Annotated in this window: 22 protein-coding genes; 7 read left to right on the top strand and 15 right to left on the bottom strand. The window is 58.0% G+C overall.

Annotated elements, in window-relative coordinates:
* Positions 1-125: 125 nt before the first annotated feature.
* On the bottom strand, positions 126-1079 hold the full coding sequence (locus ACYVDM_RS10980) for a LysR family transcriptional regulator (RefSeq protein ID WP_415785913.1): 954 nt from the start codon (positions 1077-1079) through the stop codon (positions 126-128).
* Positions 1080-1273: 194 nt separating this feature from the next.
* On the opposite strand from ACYVDM_RS10980, the gene ACYVDM_RS10975 reads away from it, so the two are divergent.
* On the top strand, positions 1274-2254 hold the full coding sequence (locus tag ACYVDM_RS10975) for a Bug family tripartite tricarboxylate transporter substrate binding protein (protein ID WP_415785915.1): 981 nt from the start codon (positions 1274-1276) through the stop codon (positions 2252-2254).
* Between the two features lie 92 nt (positions 2255-2346).
* On the opposite strand, the gene ACYVDM_RS10970 is transcribed toward ACYVDM_RS10975, so the two are convergent.
* The gene (locus ACYVDM_RS10970; protein ID WP_460475383.1) at positions 2347-2907 is read right to left on the bottom strand and encodes a PaaI family thioesterase; all 561 of its coding nucleotides are present in this window, start codon (positions 2905-2907) and stop codon (positions 2347-2349) included.
* Between the two features lie 65 nt (positions 2908-2972).
* Positions 2973-3557 (bottom strand): TetR/AcrR family transcriptional regulator, encoded by a 585-nt coding sequence (locus ACYVDM_RS10965; RefSeq protein ID WP_415787038.1) that lies wholly within the window; start codon positions 3555-3557, stop codon positions 2973-2975.
* Positions 3558-3825: 268 nt separating this feature from the next.
* Between ACYVDM_RS10965 and ACYVDM_RS10960 the strand changes: the two genes are divergently transcribed.
* The 3 genes from ACYVDM_RS10960 (at position 3826) to ACYVDM_RS10950 (ending at position 6936) form a co-directional block, all read left to right on the top strand.
* Positions 3826-4920: an alkene reductase gene (locus ACYVDM_RS10960; protein ID WP_415785917.1), complete on the top strand. Its 1095-nt coding sequence runs from the start codon at positions 3826-3828 to the stop codon at positions 4918-4920.
* Between the two features lie 59 nt (positions 4921-4979).
* Complete coding sequence (locus ACYVDM_RS10955; RefSeq protein ID WP_415785919.1) at positions 4980-5774, top strand: SDR family NAD(P)-dependent oxidoreductase; 795 nt, start codon at positions 4980-4982, stop codon at positions 5772-5774.
* A 160-nt stretch (positions 5775-5934) separates the two neighbouring features.
* The gene (locus ACYVDM_RS10950; RefSeq protein WP_415785921.1) at positions 5935-6936 is read left to right on the top strand and encodes an NADP-dependent oxidoreductase; all 1002 of its coding nucleotides are present in this window, start codon (positions 5935-5937) and stop codon (positions 6934-6936) included.
* A 25-nt stretch (positions 6937-6961) separates the two neighbouring features.
* On the opposite strand, the gene ACYVDM_RS10945 is transcribed toward ACYVDM_RS10950, so the two are convergent.
* From ACYVDM_RS10945 to ACYVDM_RS10920, 6 genes are all read right to left on the bottom strand, one after another.
* Positions 6962-7960 carry a succinylglutamate desuccinylase/aspartoacylase family protein gene (locus ACYVDM_RS10945; RefSeq protein WP_415785923.1) on the bottom strand — a complete coding sequence of 333 codons (999 nt, stop codon included), beginning with the start codon at positions 7958-7960 and terminating at the stop codon, positions 6962-6964.
* Between the two features lie 73 nt (positions 7961-8033).
* Entirely contained in the window at positions 8034-9059 is a 1026-nt protein-coding gene (locus tag ACYVDM_RS10940) for an ABC transporter ATP-binding protein (protein WP_415785925.1), read from the bottom strand.
* Positions 9043-10032 (bottom strand): ABC transporter ATP-binding protein, encoded by a 990-nt coding sequence (locus ACYVDM_RS10935; RefSeq protein WP_415785927.1) that lies wholly within the window; start codon positions 10030-10032, stop codon positions 9043-9045. The genes ACYVDM_RS10940 and ACYVDM_RS10935 overlap by 17 nt, the downstream gene beginning before the upstream one ends.
* Positions 10029-10850, bottom strand: a complete 822-nt coding sequence (locus ACYVDM_RS10930) for an ABC transporter permease (RefSeq protein ID WP_415785929.1) — start codon at positions 10848-10850, stop codon at positions 10029-10031. The genes ACYVDM_RS10935 and ACYVDM_RS10930 overlap by 4 nt, the downstream gene beginning before the upstream one ends.
* A gap of 6 nt (positions 10851-10856) precedes the next feature.
* Positions 10857-11792 carry an ABC transporter permease gene (locus ACYVDM_RS10925; RefSeq protein ID WP_415785931.1) on the bottom strand — a complete coding sequence of 312 codons (936 nt, stop codon included), beginning with the start codon at positions 11790-11792 and terminating at the stop codon, positions 10857-10859.
* An 87-nt stretch (positions 11793-11879) separates the two neighbouring features.
* On the bottom strand, positions 11880-13481 hold the full coding sequence (locus ACYVDM_RS10920; protein WP_415785933.1) for an ABC transporter substrate-binding protein: 1602 nt from the start codon (positions 13479-13481) through the stop codon (positions 11880-11882).
* 371 nt (positions 13482-13852) lie between these two features.
* On the opposite strand from ACYVDM_RS10920, the gene ACYVDM_RS10915 reads away from it, so the two are divergent.
* On the top strand, positions 13853-14245 hold the full coding sequence (locus ACYVDM_RS10915) for a helix-turn-helix transcriptional regulator (protein ID WP_415785935.1): 393 nt from the start codon (positions 13853-13855) through the stop codon (positions 14243-14245).
* A gap of 59 nt (positions 14246-14304) precedes the next feature.
* On the opposite strand, the gene ACYVDM_RS10910 is transcribed toward ACYVDM_RS10915, so the two are convergent.
* Positions 14305-15174: an AraC family transcriptional regulator gene (locus tag ACYVDM_RS10910; protein ID WP_415785937.1), complete on the bottom strand. Its 870-nt coding sequence runs from the start codon at positions 15172-15174 to the stop codon at positions 14305-14307.
* A 131-nt stretch (positions 15175-15305) separates the two neighbouring features.
* Here ACYVDM_RS10910 and ACYVDM_RS10905 point away from each other — a divergent pair, with 131 nt between their 5' ends.
* The gene (locus ACYVDM_RS10905) at positions 15306-15839 is read left to right on the top strand and encodes a carboxymuconolactone decarboxylase family protein (RefSeq protein ID WP_415785939.1); all 534 of its coding nucleotides are present in this window, start codon (positions 15306-15308) and stop codon (positions 15837-15839) included.
* Positions 15840-15942: 103 nt separating this feature from the next.
* Positions 15943-16743 (top strand): YggS family pyridoxal phosphate-dependent enzyme, encoded by an 801-nt coding sequence (locus tag ACYVDM_RS10900; protein ID WP_415785941.1) that lies wholly within the window; start codon positions 15943-15945, stop codon positions 16741-16743.
* 102 nt (positions 16744-16845) lie between these two features.
* On the opposite strand, the gene ACYVDM_RS10895 is transcribed toward ACYVDM_RS10900, so the two are convergent.
* The 5 genes from ACYVDM_RS10895 to ACYVDM_RS10875 form a co-directional block, all read right to left on the bottom strand.
* Positions 16846-18156: a TRAP transporter large permease gene (locus tag ACYVDM_RS10895; RefSeq protein ID WP_415785943.1), complete on the bottom strand. Its 1311-nt coding sequence runs from the start codon at positions 18154-18156 to the stop codon at positions 16846-16848.
* Between the two features lie 8 nt (positions 18157-18164).
* Positions 18165-18755, bottom strand: coding sequence for a TRAP transporter small permease subunit (locus ACYVDM_RS10890; protein WP_415785945.1), 591 nt, complete (start codon positions 18753-18755; stop codon positions 18165-18167).
* Entirely contained in the window at positions 18752-19753 is a 1002-nt protein-coding gene (locus ACYVDM_RS10885; protein WP_415785947.1) for a TRAP transporter substrate-binding protein, read from the bottom strand. The genes ACYVDM_RS10890 and ACYVDM_RS10885 overlap by 4 nt, the downstream gene beginning before the upstream one ends.
* 111 nt (positions 19754-19864) lie before the next feature.
* Complete coding sequence (locus ACYVDM_RS10880) at positions 19865-21529, bottom strand: hydantoinase B/oxoprolinase family protein (RefSeq protein ID WP_415785949.1); 1665 nt, start codon at positions 21527-21529, stop codon at positions 19865-19867.
* Positions 21526-23634 carry a hydantoinase/oxoprolinase family protein gene (locus ACYVDM_RS10875; protein WP_415785951.1) on the bottom strand — a complete coding sequence of 703 codons (2109 nt, stop codon included), beginning with the start codon at positions 23632-23634 and terminating at the stop codon, positions 21526-21528. The genes ACYVDM_RS10880 and ACYVDM_RS10875 overlap by 4 nt, the downstream gene beginning before the upstream one ends.
* Positions 23635-23775: the final 141 nt, after the last annotated feature.

Raw genomic sequence — 23775 nt, 5'->3', positions numbered from 1 at the left:
AAAACCTCTGCAAACTGCAAACGGCATCCGCACGTTGCGAATCCCCGAGGTTGGCCGCCTAAGATACGCGCCCGTCTTTTATCGGACAAGACGAGATTTCCGAAGTTTTTATCGGAAAATCTTATTTATTCACGCCCACGCCGACCTCGTGGGATCGCGGGGCGCGCGGTCGGCGCACGGCCGGCGTCGTCGACCTGCGCGGCCTCCAGGGCATAGTCCAGAAAACTTTCCACCGCGGGCGACAACGATGGTCGGCTACGGGAAAATAGCGCAATACGCCAATTTACGGCGGGCTGGCACAAGGGCACGAAGACCAGGCCAAAGCCTTCGACCAACGATCGCGCCATGGCAGGGCAGATGACATAGCCGGGCCTCACGCGCAGCAACGACAGTGCCGTGTTGACGCGATGCACCGGCACGATCTGCTCGGGATGATGCCGCGACGGCACATGACTCAGCACGTTCACCGCCAGATTGGGCATGTAGCTGATCAGTGGCCGTTCGCGCAGGTCTTTCCAACTGACCGATTTGCCCATCGCCAACGGATCATCGGGACGCAGCGCGGCCCACAAGGCGTCGATGCGGATCAGGTGCGCCTGCAGCGCATCATCGGCCAGCACGCCCGCCGGACCGAAGCCGATATCCGCGCTGCCGTTATGCAGGTTGGCCAACACCTGTTCGATCGGCACATCGTCAAACCGGATATCCACCCCAGGATGACGCTCGCCATAGCCGGCAATGAGTTCCGGCAGCAACGTGCACGACAACGTCTCGGGCGCGGCTACACGCACCAGCCCACGACGCAGTTCTTTCAGGTTGGTCACGCTCTCCAGGGCCTCGTCCAGGTCAGCCAACACGCGACGCACCATGGGTTCGAATGCCGTGCCGACCACCGAAGCGCTGACGCTACGCGTGTTGCGATCCAGCAATCGTACGCCCAGCCGGCTTTCCAATTCTTTGACCAGACCGCTCAAGGCCGCCTGCGACAAATGCATCGTATCGGCCGCCACAGAAAAGCTGCCGCATTCCAATACCGTGATAAAGGCCCGCAATTGCCGCAGCGTGACTTCGAATGCCATGAAATATCCTTTGCAGCCGCCGGAAAGTGAAAAATCGATTTATAACCTAAACCTTTAAGTTGTCAATAATTTGAAAATTGTCCTAATAGAAACAGCCATCTATCATCGCCTCTCGAGGGTCGCGAGGGCCCCGGCTTCTTGCGGATACCCAGGCGAACGCTCCCTATTCCTATTCGAACATCCAGGAGACAGATATGACAATGAGCCGAAGGACGCTATTGAGCGCGGCCGCCGCAGCCGCTTGCACCGGTATCGTGCCGAGCGCGCTGGCGCGCCAGGCATGGCCCGACCGCAACGTGAAAATCGTGGCACCGTACGGAGCCGGCGGCCCCAGTGACCTATCGGCGCGCCTGATCGGCAATTACCTGGCGCAGCACCTGAATCAATCCGTTATCGTGGAGAATAAAGCCGGCGCCGGCACCCGGGTCGCCAACGAATTTGTCGCTCAGGCCCCCGCCGACGGCTATACCATCCTGTATGCCGCCGCGCCCTATTCCACGCTACAGGCCCTGTACGGCGAACTCGGCTACGACCCCAAAAAAGACCTGCAACCGGTGGCCATGTCCGCCACGGTTCCCTTATTCTTGATCGTCAACGCGCAATCCCCTGCAAAGACCGCGCAGGAACTGATCGACTATGGGAAATCACAGACCAATGGCCTGACCTTCGGCTCGCCCGGCAACGGCTCGCTGCCACATCTGGCGGCCGAGCTCTTCCTGCGCGATGCCGACGTAAAAGGCTTGACGGTGCAATACCGGGGCGACGTTGCAGCATATACCGACCTGCTCGCCGGCCGCCTCGACGCCACCCTCACGGCCATCACTGCGGCACTGCCACACATCCAGAGTGGCAAGCTGCGTGTGCTGGGCGTGGCCTCGGCCGAGCCCAGCGAGATCTACCCGCAGGCACCCACCCTGCGCGGCCAAGGGTTGCCTAATGTAGTCGCGTCGGGCTGGTATGGGTTCATGGTGCCGGCGGGTGTACCCGCGGAAATCGTCAATCGCCTGGACACGGAAATCAACAACGCACTGGCCGACGCCGATATCAGAAAGCGTTTTCTGGCGCAGGGGATGGAGCCGCACCCGGGCAATGCCGCCGCATTCGGCAAATTCATCGACGCCGAGATGGCCAAGTGGAGCGATGTCATCCAGAAGGCGGGCATCCGGGGGTCGTGATTCGACTCGGCGTTGAACTGCACGTTCGACGCCCCGGTCGCCACCTACCTTCGGTACCAATCGCGCTGCAAACGGGGGAACAAAGAACGATCTCAGGCTTGGCCATGGGATCCTTCGGACGGTTTCGCAGCGTGGTCAAAGATCAAGCACGTCGTGGTGGCGTGCGCATACAGCTTGCCGTCGGGGCCGACGATGCGGCCCTCGGCCGTGGCGACCTGACGCCCCGCGTGGATCACCTTTCCTTCGGCGCGCACGAGCGGCACTCGGTCACTCAGGGGACGTACCATGTTCACTTTCAATTCTAGCGTGGTGAACCCTTTCCCCGCGGGCAACGTCGTGTGCACTGCGCAGCCAACGGCCGAATCGAGCAGCGTGGCAAACCAACCACCATGCACAGTGCCCAGCGGATTGTAGTGTCGTCTCTGCGGTCGGCCTTGGAATACCGCAGCGCCGGGTTCCATGTGGATCGGCACGAAATCAAGCGTCTCGCCAATCGGTGGCGGTGGCAGTTCCCCAGCAAAGATCGCCTCGAACATCTCCATGCCCGAAAGACCAAAGATCTGCCGCTTGGGCTTGGCGTCGGCGGCACTCAAAAGTGCGCGGACTCGCGCCTCGTCCGCCTCCCAGCGCGCTAACACCTGTTCGATCACCATCGAGAGTTCTTCCTGGAAGCAATTTGTATAAACAGAGACGAGCGACGGAACGCGGAATTCGTCCTCTATGCATCAAGACGCGAGGATAGCCTTGATAGGGCTGCCGCCCGACAAACATCCAGAATCTCATCAGCGAGCGGCGAGTCGTCAGGACACGCGCGCGACAACACCATGGCGCCGACAACCTGCGCAATCACCTCGATACGTCTGGCGCGCAAGTCGGCTTCGCACATGCCGTCCTCTGGCGCACCGAGCTGGTTTGCCAGGATCTCCAGCATGCTTTCAACGCCAGTCGCAAAAACCGTCCTGATTGACTCCGGTTGACGCGCCGCGTCTCCGCATAGCGCGGCCATCGTACAACCTTCACTAAGTGCATCCCGATGCGCGCGGGATAGATAATGATTGACGAACGCCGGCGCATCGAGGCCTTCGGCCCTGGCGGCCCCTTGTGCAAAACCACAGGTCGCCGCTTGCGCCATCAGGTCAGCCTTGGACGAGAAGTGCTTGTAAAACCCGCCGTGGGTGAAGCCTGCGGTGGCCATCAAGTCCGCGATCCCCACCCCGTCGTAACCCCGCTCTCGAAACAGATGGGAGGCGGTTTCAACGATGCGCGTCCGGTTCGCCTGCGCCTGCGCTTTGGTGACCTTCATGTCCAGGATCTCTCTAGATGTGCCAGCAGTGAAATCAGTAATATACATTGATGTTGATCATCATCAAAATACTTGACAATAAAGATGATGATCGACATCATTGATGAACCTTACCATGGAAAGGACTCTGGATATGAACGACACGCACGTGACTGCACCCAGTTCCAGTATCCCGAATGCTTCCTGAAACACGCAATCCCGTTTCTGAAGAAGTGACGCCGTTGCACATCTCCATTTTCAGCCTGACCCACGACACAGTAGATAAACCATGACTGACAAATCGCTTTTCGAACCCTACACCCTGGGTTCACTCAATCTCTCCAACCGCGTCGTGATGGCGCCGTTGACGCGCAATCGCGCAGGCGCGGGGCTGGTTCCCAGCGAGCACGCCGCCATCTACTACAGTCAGCGCGCCTCAGCGGGCTTGGTGATCACCGAAGCCACGCAGATCTCAGCACAGGCCCAGGGCTACCAAGACACCCCTGGTCTATATACGCAGCCGCAGATCGACGGCTGGCGCAAGGTCACCGACGCCGTTCACGCGAAGGGCGGGCGGATTTTCGTCCAGTTGTGGCATGTCGGACGCATCTCCCACGTCGATCTGCAGCCAGATGGTGCTGCGCCGGTTGCACCGTCGGCCATCCGCGCCGAGACCAAGACCTTCGTTAACAATGGCTTTATGGATGTCTCTCAGCCGCGCGCGCTCGCGTTGGACGAACTGCCGTGCATCGTCGAGGACTTCCGCCAAGCCGCGGCCAATGCGATCGCGGCGGGGTTCGATGGGGTGGAGATTCACGGCGCCAACGGCTATCTGCTTGAACAATTCATCAAGGACGGCGCCAACGCCCGCACGGACGCCTATGGCGGCTCCATCGAGAACCGTGCCCGTCTCTTGCTGGAAGTCACCGCCGCGGTCGCCCGGGAAATCGGTGCAGACCGTACTGGCGTGCGCATCTCCCCCGTCTCGCCGGCCAACGGCATTTCCTGCAGCGCTCCCCAACCGCAGTACGACTACATCACCGAGCAGCTCAGTGCACTGGGCATCGTTTATCTGCACGTCGTGGAAGGCGCCACTGGTGGCCCACGCGATGTTGCACCGTTCGACTTCGATGCGTTGCGCAGCCGCTTCAAAAACACCTACCTGGCCAATAACGGATATGACCTCAAACTGGCCGGCGCCCGCCTGGCTGAGGACAAAGCGGACCTATTCGCCTTTGGCCGCCCCTTCATCAGCAACCCTGATCTGGTCGAAAGACTAGAGACCGGCGCCACCCTTGCCGCGCTGAACCCCGCCACCCTCTACGGCGGTGGCGCCGCGGGCTACATCGACTACCCGGCGCTCGCCGATTCCAACGCCCAGTAGTCATTGGCCCATACCGCACATCGCGGTATGGGCTCGCCTTTCGATCAAGAGAAAAACACATGACTACTCGTACCACTGTTCTCATCACGGGCGCCTCCACCGGCATTGGCGCCGTCTATGCCGAGCGCTTCGCGCGCCGCGGCCACGACCTTGTGCTGGTCGCCCGTGACAAGTCGCGGCTGCAAGTGCTCGCCGCGCGTCTGCGCGAGGAAACCGGCGCTGCCGTCGACATCCTTGCGGCTGATCTAACTCAGCCCAGCGATCTGGCCGCGATCGAGGCGCGCCTGCGCGAGGACGCCAGGATCGAAACCCTCATCAACAACGCCGGGGCCACGCTGCTCGGTCACTTCATCGACCAATCGACGGATGATGTCGCCCGTCTCGTCAACCTCAATACCACCGCACTGGTAAGGCTGGCGAGCGCCATCGCCCCGCGCCTGGCGCAGGCAGGCAAAGGTGCGATCGTCAACATAGGCTCCGTGGTCGGGCTGGCACCCGAATTCGGCATGTCGGTCTACGGTGCGACCAAGGCCTTCGTGCTGTTCCTGTCCCAGGGGCTGAGCCTGGAGCTCACGCCCAAGGGCGTCTACGTACAAGCAGTGTTGCCTGCGGGAACTCGCACCGAGATCTGGGAGCGTGCAGGCATCGACGTCAACACGCTTTCCGACTTGATGAACGTAGATGAATTAGTCGATGCGGCACTGGTCGGCTTCGACCGCCGTGAACTCGTCACGATCCCGCCACTGCATGATGCCGCGCACTGGGAGGCACTGGACACCGCACGGCTAGGCCTGCTTGCCGACCTCCGCCAGGCGCAAGTCGCGCAGCGCTATCGGGTCGCGCCTTGCCAGTGAAAGCCCTGTGAAAAATTGAATGCCCTCTACCGACAATAAGGAGGCGCGCGCTCTTCGACATGATAGAGATAATGAGATGGCTCAACCAAGGCTGAAGAGACTGCAGCCTGCGGGTTGCCCCAAATACATTCATTGAAAAACGCTAGAGAGCAGTTTCCTCATGAAAGCATTCATCATTAATCGGTATGGAAAAAAACAGGCGGGCCTTATCGACGAAATGCCCGCCCCGGAGGTGGGCGACGAGGATGTTCTGGTCCAGATCCACGCGGCGAGCGTCAACGCTCTGGATATCAAAATCAAGAGCGGCGAATTCAAACTGATTCTCCCCTATCGCCTTCCCCTGGTGCTGGGCAACGATATGGCTGGCAAGGTCGTGCGCGTCGGCTCTCGTGTTCACGGCTTCAAGCCCGGCGACGAGGTCTACGCGCGCCCGGACGATGATCGTATCGGCACCTTCGCCGAGCTCATTGCCGTGAAAGCGTCATCGCTAGCGCCAAAGCCTCAGAATCTCACCATGGTCGAGGCAGCCTCCCTGCCGTTGGTGGCATTAACAGCCTGGCAAGTGCTGGTCGAAACCGCCAAGCTGAAGAAAGGACAAAGCGTCTTCATCCAGGCCGGCTCGGGTGGCGTAGGGACCGTCGCCATCCAGTTGGCCAAGCATCTGGGAGCTTTCGTGGCCACAACCACGAGTACGGCCAATATTGGCTGGGTGAAGGCATTGGGCGCGGACGTCGTCATCGATTACAAGCAGCAGGACTTCGCCACCGAGCTACGTGACTACGACGTGGTGCTGAACAGCCTCGGCAACGACGAACTGAAGAAGTCTCTCCAGATCCTCAAGCCAGGCGGGCACCTTATCTCCATCTCCGGGCCTCCCACCCCGGCGTTCGCCGCCGCGAAACGTCTGGCCTGGCCGCTCAAACAGGTGCTGCGTCTGCTGAGCTTTGGCGTCCGGCGCCAAGCGAAAAAAGACGGCGTTGAATATACGTTCGTCTTCATGCGGGCTGACGGGACGCAGTTGCGCGAGATCACTTCCCTCGTCGAATCAGGCGCAATCCGCCCGGTCGTCGACAAAGTTTTCCCATTTGAGGACGCTCATAAAGCCTTGGCTTACGCAGAAAGTGGACGCGCCAAGGGCAAAGTCGTAGTGCAAGTGATGTAGCTAACACGCATACCTGCGCTTTGTATCAGAATACGCGCGAGCTAGGCGCTGCGAAATAATAGAAACCATCGCCCGGCTTGGCGGATGCATTCGGGAACACCACCATGCCATCACTGGGCGCCAGCAACGGCTCGCCATCGGCGCGTTGGGCGATGGCTTCTCCGGCCTTGACGGCGTCGCCCGTTTTCCAGGCCTGAGCCAAATGATCTCCCTCGTTCATGCACAGCACCACCTGAACGATCTCTACGCCGCGCGTCATGCTGATCTCAGGCTCGGGGGCATCCACTAGCCCCAAATGTGCCAGTGCATTCAAAATGGCACGATAGGCGACGTTGACGGCTTCGGGGTCGTTGTGTGAGCCGCATTCCAGCGTCACGGCATAGCCACCCGAGAAACGCATGTATTCCGTCGTGCCCACGCCTTCGGCAACGTGCCCCACGCGAAAGCCGTTCTCGGCGCGCAGCGCCAGTAGGCGGGCGTAGTTATCCAGCCAGCCATGCATGACGATATCCACGCCCAGCCGCGCAGCGAAAGCCGCCTCTTCTTTGGCCCACCGGAAAGGTTCGACCGGTCCGGTGTTATCTAAGGGGCCGCAGAAAATGAAGGGCTCGCCTTGCGATGAGAAAGAGTGCAGATCCAGCAGCACCTCGTGCTCGCGCAACAAGGGCGCCAGCACATTGGCGACCTTGTCTTCATAGTTCTGGGGAATCGGCTTGTCGCTGAAATCGCGGTTCAGGTTGCGGTCGCCTTCGCGCGTGTTCTGCCGATACGCCTTCAGATTGGCGATCGGCACGAAAGTGACTTTTCCCCGGCGGACTTTGATGCGGCCCGCGCGACAGTCTTCGATAACACGCAAGATAGCTTTGGTCCCGCAGACCTCGTTACCGTGCACCGCGCCCACAATGATCAGCTTACGGCCCGGCGCCATGCCGGTGAAGCAAACCGTCTCAAATGGATCATCCGGCGTTATGGTGGTCGTTTGCGGCACGCGACCGTCTGGGGTCGGGATATGGCTCATCGTCATGCTCTCTCGGGAAGGTGTCCGGTCGCCACTGGCAGAGGCTCGCGTCATGGCATCAAGGGGCTACTGTAGCGTATCAGGCCAACTCAGCGACACGACGGCAACGTACGAAATGCTCGGGATGCAACGCGTCGAGCGTGGGCACCGGCGGGGCTCGGCAAATCTCGCGCGCCTCGGGGCAGCGCGGGTGAAAGCCGCAGCCGGTAGGCGGATCATAAGGGTTGGGAATGTCGCCGGTGATCTTGGTGCCCCGAGTGCGGCCTGAGGGATCAGGAATGGCGGCGATCAGCGCACGGGTATAAGGATGGCGCGGCGTGCTGAAAATTTGCTGCCACGTACCGGTTTCTACGATGCGGCCTAAATACATGACGGCTACGCGATCGCTCATGTGTTCAACCACGCCAAGATCATGGCTGATCATCACGTAAGAAAGCCCTAGCGTTTCTTTCAAGTCGAGCAGCAGGTTAATGATTTGCGCGCGAATGGAAACGTCCAGCGCTGAAACCGGTTCGTCCAGAATCAGCAACTTGGGCTCAAGAATGAGCGCACGCGCAATGCCGATGCGCTGGCGCTGGCCTCCGGAGAATTCGTGTGGCAGACGACTGGCATGCTCCGGGCGCAACCCCACGCGGGCTAGCGTCTGGCTGATGCGCCCTTCTATTTCGGATGATGAGGTAATGCCGTGCAGGCGTAGAGGGGCTTCCAACGTCTTGCGCACGCTTTGGCGCGGGTTGAGCGAGGAATACGGATCCTGGAACACCATTTGCGTGATACGCGCCCATCCTTTGCGATCGATGCCCGCCGCACCCACCGTATGGCCATCGACCGTGACACGCCCGCCTGTGGGCGGTTGCAAACCCAGCAAGGAAAGCGCGAGAGTGGTCTTGCCGCAACCGGATTCGCCGACCAAACCCAGGCACTCGCCGCGTTTGAGCTCAAGATCTACGCCATTGACTGCGTGCACGGTACGCTTGGCGCCACCCAGCAGACCACCACCCATCGGAAAATGCACGACAAGGTCTTCGACCTTGAGGATGGGCTCATTGGTCATCTGGCTGACGTCGGGGCTGGAAATACTGGCCATGTTAGATGCTTGATTCAAGATGATGACACCGTACTAATCCCCCTCGCACCAGCACGGTTTCTGCGGGTGCGGTTGTCTGGCACATATCGGTGGCCGCATAACAGCGCGGATGAAAACGACAGCCGCCGGGAAAAGAAGACACTGGGGGAACGACACCGGAGATCTCTCGCAAACGTTGACGACCATGCTTGGCGCGCGAGCCAAGCAACGGCAAAGACGCCACCAGTCCCTTGGTATAGGGATGGCTGGGGGACTCGAATATCTCGTCCGCATTGCGTTGCTCGACCAATCGGCCCGCATACATGACGCCGACGCGGCGACACATATTGGCGATCAACCCCAGATCATGACTGATCATCAGGACAGACGTGCCCTGCTCTTTGGATAGATCACGAATCAGGTCAAGAATTTCCGCCTGAACGGTGACGTCCAGCGCGGTCGTCGGTTCGTCTGCCAACAGCAGGCCAGGGCCACAGGCTAGCGCAATGGCAATCATGACGCGCTGGCGCATGCCGCCCGAAAGTTGATGCGGATAATCTTTCATGCGGCGCTCCGGCGCCGGCACCCGCACGTTGTCCAGCGCCTGCACCGCGTGGCGCTCGGCCTCTTTCCAGCCCATGGCCTTGTGCAGCACGAACATCTCGGCAATCTGGCGGCCAACGGGCGATAAGGGGTTGAGCGCCGTCATTGGTTCCTGAAAAATCATGGAGATCCGGTTGCCACGCAGCTTGCGCATCTCGGGGCCGGAAAGGCTTTGAATCTCTTTACCTTCTAACCGGATGCGGCCCCCCCCGATGACGAGCGGCGCGCGTAGCAGGCCAATCAAAGCCAGCGCCGTAATGCTCTTGCCGCAGCCCGATTCACCGACCAGCCCAAAGGTCTCGCCACGCATGATCGTAAAAGACACCTCTTCGACTGCGCTGAGTCGCTGGCCGTCTGTCAGCAGATCGATTCTGAGGTTTTCCACCTCAAGCAAAGGTTGATCAGTCATGTCCGACGCGTCCGGGATTGAGGATCAAGAATGTCGCGTAGCCCGTCGCCCAACAAATTCAGGCCCAGCACGGTCATGAAAATCGCCATGCCCGGAAAGATAAGAATCCACGGTGCCGTGGAGATCTGGTCGCGGGCATCGGAGAGCATGCTGCCCCAGCTGGGGAACGGCGGCCGAATCCCCAGCCCCAGAAAAGACAATGATGCCTCGGCTAGCACCGCACCGCCCATGCCGAGCGTGCCGATGACAATCAGGGGGCCCAACATGTTCGGCAGCAATTGCGTGAACATGATGCGAATGTCGCTATAACCCAGAATGCGGGCGGCTTGCACATAGCCTTGGCTTTTCAGAGACAAGGCAGAGGCCCGCGCCAATCGACAGGTGAAGGACCAGTTGGTCAGCCCCAGCGCAATCACCAGGCTGACCAGGCCTGGGTCCATGATGGCCATAATGGCCAGCGCAAAGATCAGCGAAGGAATGGCCAGCATGAGGTTCGTCAACGCGCTGACGAAATCATCCCACCAACCTCCCCAATATCCGGCGGACAGTCCCAAGGCAATGCCGATGGCCGTATTGATGATCTGCGACAGAATCCCCACCGTAAGAGAAATGCGCGCGCCATACAGCACGCGGCTATAGATGTCTCGCCCTTGTGCATCGGTGCCGAACCAGAACGCCATGCCTGGCGGCTCTTCGGCGGTCATCAAGTCGGCGTCCATGACGGGATCGGTGTGGGCCAGCCACGGCGCGAAAATTCCCGCGATTACAACCAGCGCAAAGAGCGCGCCGCCAATTAGCAAGTTTGCTCTGATCTTCATGCGTCCTCAGGTGTATTTGATACGCGGGTCGATGATGGCACACAGGACGTCAACGAGCGTATTGACCAGCAAAAAGAACAGGACAATCGCCAGGATGGCACCCTGCACGACCGGGATGTCTCGCAGCGTGACGCTGTCGACCAGCAACGAACCTACGCCCGGCCACGAGAACAGTTTTTCCACGATGACGGCCTGACCAATCACTGAACCCAATTGCAGGCCGATCGTCGTCAAGATGATCACCAAGGCATTGCGGGCCAGATGCCACTGCACGACTCGGCGCTCGCTCATCCCTTTGGCGCGCGCCGTACGCACAAAATCGGCATTCATGATCTCCAGCACAGCGGCGCGTGTGGTACGCGCCAACAAGGCCAGCGGACCGACGCCCAGCGCTACCGCAGGAAGAATCAAATATTTCAGATCGCCGTCGCCATAACCGAAACTGGGCAGCCATCCCAACACCAGGGCAAAGAAATACATGAGCATCAACCCCAACCAGAACTTGGGGATAGACAGGCCCGAAACGGCAATCACCATGGACGCGGAGTCAAGCAGGCCGCCGGGGCGCATAGCGGCCATGAAACCGATAGGAACGCCAAACACAATGGCAAACCCCATTGCAGCCAGACAAAGCTGCAAGGTCGGCCCCGCGCGTTGGGCAAGCACGGTGGTAACGGGTTGACGTGACCGAAACGACGTACCCAGATCCAGTTGCGTCAACTGGACCACGTATTTGCCAAAGCGTGTCGGCAAAGGCTCATCCAAGCCGAACTCTTTGTTCATCCGTTCCATGACGGCAGCATCAAGCACGTTGCGCCCGTCGTCACTCATGCTGGAGGCGAAGGTGCCAGGAATGACGCTGAAGATCACAAAAATCAGCAATACAGCGGCCAGCACAATCGGCACGGTTTGTAAAAAGCGCCGTACAAGAAACGACAGCATTCAACTTCTCCAACGCCGACACCCGGGGCACACGTCCCAGGTGCCGGATTCAACGCCTCGCAGGCTGCACAGGCGCGGCATGACGAATTACTTGGCCGCAGGCGAGGTGCTGTCGATCCAGACATCCTCGTAGTTCTGGACAGCCAATTCGGTCGCGTTGGGTTGCAGGCCATGTACCCAGGGCTGATAGGCCATGGCCGCCTTGTTGTAGTTGAAGAACCACATTGGGGCTTCATCAAACACAATGGCGTTGACCTTCTTCAAATTGGCGATTCGGACCGACTCGTCAGTGCTGGCATTCGCCTCATCCAGCAGGCGGTCCACCTCGGGGTTATTGAACAAGGTGTAGTTGCAAGCCGACTGAGGCGTCTTGGAGTGAAAACACATCAACACGCTCATAGGATCAGGGCCCGTGTTCAAGGACCAGATATAGGCCTGGAAATCGCCCTTGCGCACGGTCTCGGCCAGCACGGTGCCTTCCACCGGGCGAATTTTCGCCCTGATACCGACTTTTTCCAGCATCGGGACGACGGCTTCGGCAATGGGAATACCCCAGCTTTCATTAGGCGTGGCTGTCCACTCGAATTCAAAGCCATCGGGATAGCCTGCTTCGGCCAACAATTGTTTTGCCTTGGCCGGGTCATACGGATAGGGCTTCATATCCTTGTCAAAAGCAGGCGATGCCGGGGGCAGCCAACTGCTGGCGCGGTATGCCTTGTCCTTGACCAATTTCTTGATGATGAGGTCCGTGTTGATGGCGTAGTTAATCGCCTGGCGCACACGCTTGTCCGAAAACGGTTTGAAGGACGGATTCATACCCATGGCACGCGTGTAGACCTCCGCCACCTCAAGAATATTCTTGGAAAGCTCGGGATCCTTTTGGTAAGCCATGTACTGCACTGGGCCGAGTATGGACGCGTCAATTTCCTTGTTGCGGAAAGCCACGTCGCGCGCGGCGGCCTCGCCCATCAACTGTACGGTCACTCGATCGGTGTAGGGCTTGCCAGGCTTGTAGAACTTATCAAAGCGCTCGGCCACGAAACGCGAGCCCGGCACGTACTCAACGAACTTATAGGGCCCTAAGCCGATCGGGTGGGTGAAGAACCCCTCTTTCATCGCCTCTTCTGCGGGATAGATCGAGGTCATCGCTGAATAGAAGGAATTGGCCGGGTCACCGCGCTCGACCAGTGTCATTTCAAAGGTGGAGTCGTCGATCTTCGTCAAACCGGAAATGGTCTTGGCCTGGCCCTTTTCAACCTCTATCGCACCTTTGATCAAGCGCACATAGCGCGCGCCGGGATAGGCTTTGGCGCCATCCATCATGCGCGTGAACGACCAGATCACATCATCGGCCTTCAGTTTTCTGCCATTGTGAAAATACGCGTCATCGCGCAGCTTGTAGGTATAGGTCAGGCCATCGGGCGAGACACTGACGGAGCTGGCCAACTCGGGCACCGACTTGTTGCTATTTGCATCCCACAGATAGAGGGATCGGTGAATGGCCTTGGCATAAATTTCATCTTGCGCACGGTTCGACGTATGGATGTCCATGTTCGCAAAAGTCGCCCCATAGGGCGCCACATAACGCAGCGTGCCACCGTGGCGCGGCGTCTCATCGGCGGCAAATGCACAGGTGCCGGCTGCGAAGACTGCGACAAGCGAGGCAGCTAAAGCAAATTTCTTGACCACGTTTATCCCCTCAAGTGAATGGGACAGGGTATCGAGACATTCTCCGAAAAAATTGACTCAATACGACACTTTCAAGGACAAGTCGGGATATTCCACCCCCATCACGAGGACACGTAACGGGCCCATTTTCTCGGCACCCTCGGCCGCAAACCCACTGTTCACGCGGCCTGGGCCGGTACGCCGCCCACCCTCACCACCGAAGTGCGCCATTCACCCTAGGGAAAACACTGCCCCGCAGTTTGTGATGGGAAGCCTACTTGCTAATTATGATGAACAGATCATTCGTTATTTTGAACGCTTGCCCATGGCCTTTTGCCTGGGTGCCGAATAACCAGGTGGTCACTTGACACACCGATCTGCTGGATACACGTATGTTGCAAGCAGAAGCGATGACTCATGCCCCGAATACCGAGGACGCATTCATTGACGTACTAGAAACCTGGCTCATCCAGACACTGCCCAGGTCTGATCAGGTCACGTTGAGCCAGGCCGCGAAATATTTCGGCATTACGGAACGCACGCTGCAGCGCCGGCTGGCATTGCAAGGCACAACCTTCGTGGAAGTGCGGGCACGCATCCGCATGCGACTGGCGCATCGTTTGTTGCATGATTGGACACTGTCGATGACTACCATTTCCGGCAAACTGGGCTTTAGCGAAAGCAGCGCATTTACTCGCGCCTTTCGCAGCCATACCGGTCATTCTCCGCGCTCGTTTCGCGCCATGCTGTCAGAGGTTCGGACGCAAATTCGGACGGCTGGTTGATAAATTCGTGCGTAGCGCTGACAAGAATAAGACTCGATTCGCCGCTACATCGCTGCCCGTTACTGCCCCACGGAGGTCTTCGCTAGCCACTCACGCGGAGACATGCCTACCTTGGCTGAGAATGCGCGCGATAGTGCCGACGGGTTCGCATATCCGAGCTCGTCCGCCAGCATCTTGATCGGTTGCCCTTCGCGCAGCCTGTTCTGCGCTAGCGCAATGCGCCAGTCGTTCAAGTAGTCGGCCGGCGTCTGGCCCACCACCTCGCGAAAGGTGTTTGCAAACGCCGTGCGCGACATGCCGGCGCGTTCAGCCATGTGCCCCACCGACCAAGGCTCACCAGGAGCGTCGTGCATGGCCACCAGCGCACGCGCCAAACGCGGGTCCGACAGTCCGGTGATGAAGCCGGGGCGCACGCCCGCTTCCAGCGGATGGTCAAGCAGCCAGCGCATTAGCTGGATCACAACCACCTCGAAGAGCCGATCAACCAGCAACCGCTGGCCGCAGCGCATTTGATCGGTTTCAGCGAACAGCAATTCAAGCGCCAAGTCCAGGCCCGACACTCGGGCCAACGGCAGCGCAATCAAAGGCGGCAGCGCCCGTGCGAGAGGATTGTACGAACCACCGTCGAAGTTCAGCCGCGCGCAAGTGAAATCAGAACCCTCCACCGGAGGGTTGTGGAAGCGATGAGTAAAGGGGCGCGGATACAGCAGCAAGGTCGGCTCGTCGAAACGCATCGACTTGGGCACATCGCGCGCGCCTGGATGGCTCACCGTTAACTGGCCGCGACGCAACACGTGCAGATAACCATGCCCCTCGCGGGCGTCGAAGTGGTTAAGCCCGCACAGTGCGCCGGAGTGATGCAGTTGGGCCTGCACTCGGAATCGTTCGAGAACGCCCGAGAGGCGGTCAATGGGACGAAAGGCCTGCATATGAACTAATTGGTATGTTTTATGAACTTATTGGACCAAATCATACATCAACCTTGGCCATACTGTGCACACAGACCTGCCCCACCGGCAGTTTTCCTGTACTTCAACCTGACATCCTCCAGGAGATCGACATGTCCCGCATCAACATTCAAACTCAAGCCGCCCCCGCAGCAAGCCAGCCCCTGCTGGCCCAGATCCAGCAAGCCTTCGGCGCCACACCCAATATGTTCAAAGCCGTAGCGAACTCCCCGGCCGCGTTGCAGAGCATGTGGGCCGCCTTCGGCGCATTGAGCAAAGGGTCTCTGGGCGCTAAACTCGGCGAACAGATTGCCGTGGCGATCGCTAATCGCAATCGCTGCGAATACTGCTTGGCAGCCCATACCGTACTCGGCCAAAAAGCGGGTGCGTCTTCCGCCGAGATGGCTGCGGCCCAGGCTGGACAATCGGATGACGCTAACACCGCCGTCGTCTTGGCCTTCGCCCTGAAGGTGGTCGAACAGCGTGCGCAGATCACGGACTCCGATGTCGCGAGCCTGCGGGAGGCAGGCTTCGGCGACGAGCAAATCGTTGAGATCATGGCGCATGTCGCCCTGAATCTCTTTACCAACTACATCAACGTTGCCTTGGATATTCCGGTCGATTTTCCCAAGGTGGCTCTGAAGTGAATGTCGGGTGAGCCTCATCCCACAATAGGTGAGGCTCGCTCGCATACGAGCGTTGAGATCATGTCGACCCAGTGAGACTTACATAGTGAATGCTGACGCCCCCTTGGAAACACCCACTTTGCACGATCAACATGGCCGATGGCCGCAGGCTGAATCGGTAGCGGACTTTCGCCGGAATCTCGCCGACGTCCACGCACGCATCGCTACCGCCTGCCTGCGGGTCGGACGCGATCCAACGCATGTACGTCTGCTGCCCGTGAGCAAAACCAAGGACGAAGCGAGCGTCCGCCTGTCCTATGCTGCCGGCTGTCGGCTACTTGGCGAAAACAAGCCACAGGAGGCTTACCAAAAATGGGAGGCGATGGCGGATCTGACTGATCTGCAGTGGTCGGTGATCGGTCACTTGCAGACCAACAAAGCCAAGCTCGTGGCGCGCTTCGCCACCGAGTTCCAAGCCCTGGACAGCCTGCGCGTGGCCGAGGCACTGGACCGGCGTTTGCAGGCCGAAGGCCGCGCCTTGGACGTGTTTGTGCAAGTCAACACATCCGGCGAAGCCAGCAAGTACGGTCTGCCACCAGACGAAGTGGCCACATTTCTCAAAGCGCTGCCGGCGTTCACCGCGCTGCGAGTGCGTGGCTTCATGACGCTTGCGCTGTTTTCAGCTGAGGCCGAGCGCGTCCGCCAATGCTTCGTACTACTGCGTGAGCTGCGGGACAGGCTTAGCCAAGATATACCGGGCGAGATCTCACTCGACGAGCTGTCGATGGGCATGTCCGGCGATTATGAAATTGCCATTGAGGAAGGCGCGACAATCGTGCGCGTGGGGCAAGCGATCTTTGGTGCAAGGTCCACACCAGACGCCCACTACTGGCCGTCAACTGTGGAACATGGACCTCGCTGTTAGCTGCCGCCGTGACCGCCAGGTCATGCAAGTACAAGCAATCCGGATCAGCGGCGCATTGCATTCTATTGCTTGCTGGATGAGTTTTTCTGATTCCCACGCTGGCTACATAGCACTGCCCATAATGTGCCTCGGCAGCCAGAGCACAACGTCGGGCACGGCAGCCAGCAAGAACACGAAAAGAATCATGATCAGTAGATAAGGCGTCGCGTACTGGGCAAGCCGTCCAATATTCACGCCACTTAACCCCTGAAGCATGAAAAGATTGAACCCAACAGGGGGGGTGATTTGAGCCATCTCGATGACAATGACAAGAAAGATACCAAACCAGATTGGATCAAATCCTGCCGCGGTGACGATCGGAAGAACAATCGGCAATGTCAGCACCATCATCGAAAACCCGTCGAGAAATGCGCCAAGCACGATATAAAGACCGATGAGTATTGCAATCAGCCCGAACGGAGACAGGTTCAATGCAGTCACCCACCCACTGATTGCCTGCGTAATGCCCAGGAACGCAGTGGCGTGCGACAAAATGGAAGCACCGAGCAGGATCAGCGCAATCATCGCGCATGTCTGAATCGAGCCCATAGCAATATCACGCATCGATTGCCGTGTAAGGCCCTTCTGGAAATAGGCAATCAACAATGCGCCGAGGACACCCACCGCTGCACTTTCAGAGGGCGTGGCAATGCCAGCATACATCGAGCCGAGAATAGCCAGAATCAACAGCATCACAGGCCCAAGGTCCTTTAGTGCCCTGAAGCGGATATCCCAAGTTATCTTCAGGGTCGGATCATCTTTGGGAACCAGTCCTGGATTGATGCATGAATGTATCATTACCCAACCCATGAAACAGCTTGCCAGAAGCACCCCGGGCACCACGCCGGCCATAAAGAGCTTCAGCACGGACACATTACCCAGCACACCGTAAATGATCATGATGTTGGAAGGTGGAATCAGGAATCCGAGCGTTCCCGCGCCAGCGAGACTACCAAGCGAAATCGATTTTCCATAGCCCCGTTTTTCCAACTCCGCAAGAGAAATTCTCCCGACTACCTGAGTTGTCGCCGCCGACGACCCCGAAATGGCGGCAAAAATGGTTGAACCAATGACATTGACGTGCAACAGACGGCCAGGAAGTAAAGACGCCCATGGAGAAAGCCCGTTGAATAATGATTGCGACAGCTTCGTTCGGAACAGAATTTCCCCCATGACGATGAACATGGGCAAGGCCAGCAGCTCCTGTGTCGTCAAGATGTTCCAGGTGTATTGCGCCAGGAGCTTGCCGATCGGAATATCCCGAAACAGCACGAGCATCGTACTGCCCGTCGCAGCAAGCCCGATGCCAATCCAGATACCGCTACCGAGCAGCAGTAGAAGAATGACCAACAAAGAAGAAACAATGATAGTCATGATATTGCCTACTCCTGCGGTACGGCTGGTTTCATGCGAGAGTCCTCTAAGGGCAATCCCAATATGGCCTGGATAAGTCGGGCAAGCAGTTGCAAAGCGAGCAGCAATATCCCCAGCGTGACCGTCAGCTTTGGAATCCAAAGCGGTGTCCCGCTTGCGGCGGACACTTGGCCGGAAGCAAACGACGACCAGGTAAAGATACTCATCGCAACGGTCAAGAATGACACTGACACCAATCCCACGAGCGACAGTGCGATCTCCAATCCTTGCCTGGCTCTAGCCGATACATTGGTGAGTAATAAGTTCACGCGGATATGCCCGCCGGTACGCAATGTCATCGCGGCGCCGAAAGTAAAGCAGGTCGCCATCAGGTACGAGCAGTACTCCCACGTATAAGGCAGCCCGCCGGGCAAACTCGGAAACATGTTCGACAGTATCCTGATTGTCAGTTCTGCGAGCATCAGGGCAATCAGGAGCATCAAACATCCCGCACCGACCCATCCATCCAACAGCGACAAGCGCTCGATCCCATCCAACAGGCGTTTAACCGCCCGCTCGCGTTTTATCTCCGACCGTTCGAGGGAAAGATCGCCAGTCATCGCTTTACTTCCGTCAAGTATGCATCGAGCACTGTCTTGGACGACGGTACGCGCTTCGTGAACGCTGCCAATTGACCGGATGTGCGATCTCGCATCTCTTGCCTCATGGCCGGCGAAATGGGCATGACTTCCATACTCATGCTTTTAAGCGTCGCTAACCCCTCGGCGTCAGCCTGGGACGCGCGATCCCAAAACACGGGCTGCAGCCGCTGCGCCGCGTCGGTCATCGCTTTTTGCTGGCTGGCGGACAGCTTGTTCCACGTGTCCAGATTGATATTGACCATCTGCGAGATCCAAGTATGGTTCGTTGGATATATGTACTTGACGAACTCCCACAGTCGACCGTCGACCGCAGAGGGCGTCGATGTCGTCACCCCCGAGATCGTTCCAGATGCCAGTGCGGGAATCGTTTCGACCCACGGTATCAACACCGGCGTTATGCCGATAGCGGTACACATGTCCTGCACATTGCGATCTGACACTCGGACCTTGCTGTTCTTCAACCCATCCAGCGAATCGGCCTTGATCTTGGAGAAGATGTACTGTGCCGGCCATGGCACGATATACAGAATTTTCTGATTGTTCCTCGCAGCAGCCTCGTCCAGCAGCGGACGCAGACGACGATGCAGAATCTCGAGTTCCTTAATATCATTCACCAGAAACGGTATTGTTTCAGCCGCCAGAATGGGCTCGTCACCTGCCTGTTGTGAGATATGGATGTCCGCCATTCCGACCAGACCGTCGCCTACTGCATGCAGATGGTCAGGTCCCTTGAACCCAAGTGAGCCGCCTGAGTGAATGCGAATCTGGACTTCGCCCCCAGTGGCTTTCGCAACCTCCTCAGAATACATGTTGGCATTCTGAGTGTGAAAATTCCCCTCCGGCAACACGGTCGACAGATCTATCTGCGTAGGCGAGGCCGCCCGCGCGAACGGCCCCAAAGCCATGAGTGCAACGATAGACAGCGTGATCGCGGAGAATTGACGCGTTGTGATCATGATATATACCTTTCTATTGGAGACGGTGAAAGTAGCTTGGTGCCGCGTCGGCGTGGCATCGGAGCTTCTAGGAAACAACGGACAACGCTAGGCACTCAGCAAGCTCTGCATTTAAGCGAGAGCGACTGGTTCACTTCCGTACAGGTTGCGGGCCTGTTCCTCAGTTAGTAGGCCATCTGCAAGATCAATTGCGACATGCGCGGGTAAACGACGCTTGGGGTCGCCGATACCGCCGCCACCGGGCGTGTGGATCATCAGGCGCTCACCCGCAGGAATTTCCTGACCACCTTTGCCTGCCAACAGACGACCCGAGGAAAGACCAATGAACCCGGCCGCTCCATTACCTCCCCCGTCGCGGCCACGCGGCGGATGCTTAATGCGATCAAACGACGCCAGAATCTCAAACGTCTTGTCGCATGTAGACTGAACTTCGATCACCTGCCCGAGCCCCCCGCGCGTGCGCCCAGCGCCGCCTGAGCCTTCACGCAGCTCCTTGCGCCAGAATATCAATGGCGCCTGAGTTTCGGCGATCTCGACAGGCGTACCGTTCAGATTCGTGGGGAAGGCAGTCGCGGACAAACCATCGATGCCGCTACGCGCACCAGTGCCGCCATTACTCGTGAACCCCAACGTGAAACCGTAGCGACCTCGAGATGCATCTTGTGTTTCTCCGCGCAAATTGAGCAGCCAGACACACGAGGCGCCTTCGGCCGGAACACGCTCAGGAATGATCTGGCGCAGACATCCAAACACGACATCTGGAAGCATTTGCCCAATGACGTGTCGGGTGGAGACGGGTGCCGGCGGCAGCGCATTGAGCACGCAACCCTTTGGTGCCGACACAGTGAAGACAGATAGCGATCCTGAGTTGTTCGGTATCTCGCTGGCAACCGCACATGCCAGGCCAAATACAGAGTATGCGGTGGCATAGCATATGGGTACGTTAATCCCATGCGAAGAGATCGGCGATGTGCCGGCGTAGTCGAGCATAATGCCATCGCGTGACACGGTCAGCGTAGCGACCAGATCGATGGGTTGGTCATACCCATCAATAGTCATGCAATAGGTCGACGAACCCTCAGGAAGCTGGCGCACAGCGTCGAGCATGGCCGCGCGCGAGCTTTCCAGAATATATGAAGAGAGGTCTTCCAGGGAGTACAGTTCGAACTCACTCATCATCTCCTGCAATCTCTCGCAGGCAACATCATTGCATGCGGCAAGAGCGTAGGTGTCGCCTACCGTCTCAAGGGGCTGACGCGTGTTGGCACGCAGCATGTCCATGAATGTTTCGTTCACTGTTCCTGACGAAAACAGCTTAAGCAAAGGAATGAACAGTCCTTCCATATGAATGTCCGTGCCGTCTGGTCCGAACCCCAGTCCTCCAATATCCATGACATGGCTGGTTGCGCAAAACAATGCAACTGGCCTGCCATGCAGAAAGCAAGGCGTCACCACGACAAAATCATTCAGATGGCCAGTGCCCTTCCAGGGGTCGTTCGTAATGAACACATCGCCTGGCTGCATCTCGTCCAATGGATACTTGCTGAGAAAGTGTTGAACAGATTCCGCCATGGTATTCACATGACCCGGCGCGCCGGTGACCGCTTGTGCAAGCATCTGGCCATGTGTATCGAAGACCCCTGCCGATAGGTCGCTGCACTCGCGCACAATGGCACTGAATGCCGTCCTTAGGAGAACCTGCGCCTGCTCTTCGACAATAGCGGCAAGACGTTGCCACATTAATTGATACTTGATCTGCTTCGCGTTGGAGTTCACGCTGTCACCTCTGCCTTTGTTTTTCGGTCCATGACAAGATTGCCGCAATGGTCAACGCTCACATCGAAAGATGAAGACACAAAGGTGGTGGTCTGATCTTCCGCGATCAACGCAGGGCCCATAAGCTGTTGCTCGCACTGCAGTTCCTCCCGCGCATACACGGGTATGCTCACTCGTTTCCCCGTAACGCCATCAAAATGCTCCCGATACCCCTTGGGCAACGGCGATCGGCCAGTCGCAGGAGGCAACACGGTGGCCTGCGCATGATTAGGCTCTGTCGCAACCAGCACCGACCACGTCAGAATCTCAACCTCGGCGCCTGGTATCGTCCGGCCAAAGAGCTGCGTGTAGGAAGCCTCGAAGGCTTGCGAGAATTGAAGAACATCGAGTTCACGCAAATCACCATCGGGCAACAGGATCGCGACCTCATGCCCTTGGCCGACATAGCGCATGTATGCATGACGCCGGACAATCAGCTCTTCGTGGGGAGCGCCCTGTCGCACGAGCGCCGAAGCCTCATCCTCCATCTGCGTCAACATCTCGCTGACTTCCAGCGCAGCCAAGGTCCGCAGCAGCGAATGTCGGCTTCGAACAACCTCATAAGAAATAGGAGCACGCAGAAATCCTATTGCCGACCCCACGCCTGCATTGGGTGGAACCAATATACGTTTGATGCCCACCTTCTCAGCGATCCGGGCAACGTGAAGCGGCGCCGCTCCGCCAAACGCGATGAGCGTGTGATCCCCAATCGATTTTCCTTTTTCGATCGCATGCACGCGTGCCGCGTTGGACATGTTTTCGCACACCATCTCATACACGCCAAAAGCCGCCATTTCGACAGAGAAGCCCAATGGGGCGGCAATTTTTTCGAGCGCACGTTCAGCCGCCTTTACTTCCAACTGAACGGTGCCACCAGCAAAGACATCAGGGTCGATCAAGCCAAGCACTGCGTCAGCATCGGTTACCGTAGCATCCTCACCTCCCCTGCCGTAGCAAGCAGGACCGGGCTCCGAACCCGCGCTTGTAGGCCCGACCTGAATATTCTTGAGCACATTGATGTGTGCGATAGATCCGCCTCCCGCGCCAATTTCAAACAAATCGATTACGGGTATTCGTAAAGGCAGGCCACTGCCCTTCTGAAATCGCGCGGCGCGGTCCACCTCATAAGTACGATCCGTATCCGGCTCGTACTGGTCAATCAGACAAATTTTGGCTGTGGTCCCTCCCATGTCGAATGCCGCTACCTTGCTTTCCCCCGCGCGCCTTGCGACATCGGCGGCATAGATGGCTCCGCCAGCCGGGCCAGACTCGACCAACCGGACGGGAAACCGGCGGGCCGTTTCCAGGGACGTCAGTCCGCCGTTGGACGTCACGAGATAAAGAACGCCGTTAAACGACTCGCTCTCGAGACGTTTTTGCATCCGATACAGATAGTCCGCCATCTGAGGCTGCACGTAAGCGTTGGCAACGGTTGTCGAGACCCGTTCATACTCCCTGATTTCGGGGCAAACCTCACTCGAAATAGAGACATGCAAATTCGGCAACGCATCGAGTAATAGCCGGCGTGTTTCCAGCTCATGCGCTGGATTACGATAGGCGTGTATGAAGCAAATCGCTACGCTAACGACGCCCTCGCTCTGGATTACCGAGATCTGTTCAGCCAGGCTGTTGCGATCCAGCGCCAGAACTTCCTGCCCATTTGCATAAATACGTTCCCTGACAGTCAACCTCAAGCTGCGCGGAATCAGAGGTGCTCGACGCTCTAGTTGCAGGTCATATTGGTCGAACCGACCCTCGGTGCCAATCTCGAGCACATCTCGGAAGCCTTCAGTGGTTATCAACGCCGTTCTGGCTCCACGGCGCTCCAGGATGGCATTGGTTGCAAGCGTAGTGCCATGGACGAAGACGTCTACGTCCTTTAAGGTCAATGCATTGCGTTCTAATAGTCGGGACGCTCCTTCGAGTACCGCCTGCTCGGGAGCAGTCGGCGTGGTCAAGACTTTCGACGTGACGCGAATCCCGCTCGGCAATTCGGCAACAATGTCTGTGAATGTGCCGCCGATATCGGCGGAAAGTCTCACTCGAGGGTCGAGTAAATCAGCCATGAAAGAGTCCCCTTATCGCGCCCTGACAAAGCCTTATCGAGGAATATGTGTGTAAAAATACATTTTTCTTCATTGGTTTTATACTTATAACGTTGGGAATTTCCCAATGATACGTTATTGATACACCAATATAATTAGGGA

The organism is Bordetella tumulicola, from assembly GCF_054779135.1.
The sequence above is the reverse complement of the archived record's forward strand: the minus strand, read 5'-3'. Positions and strand labels throughout refer to the sequence as shown.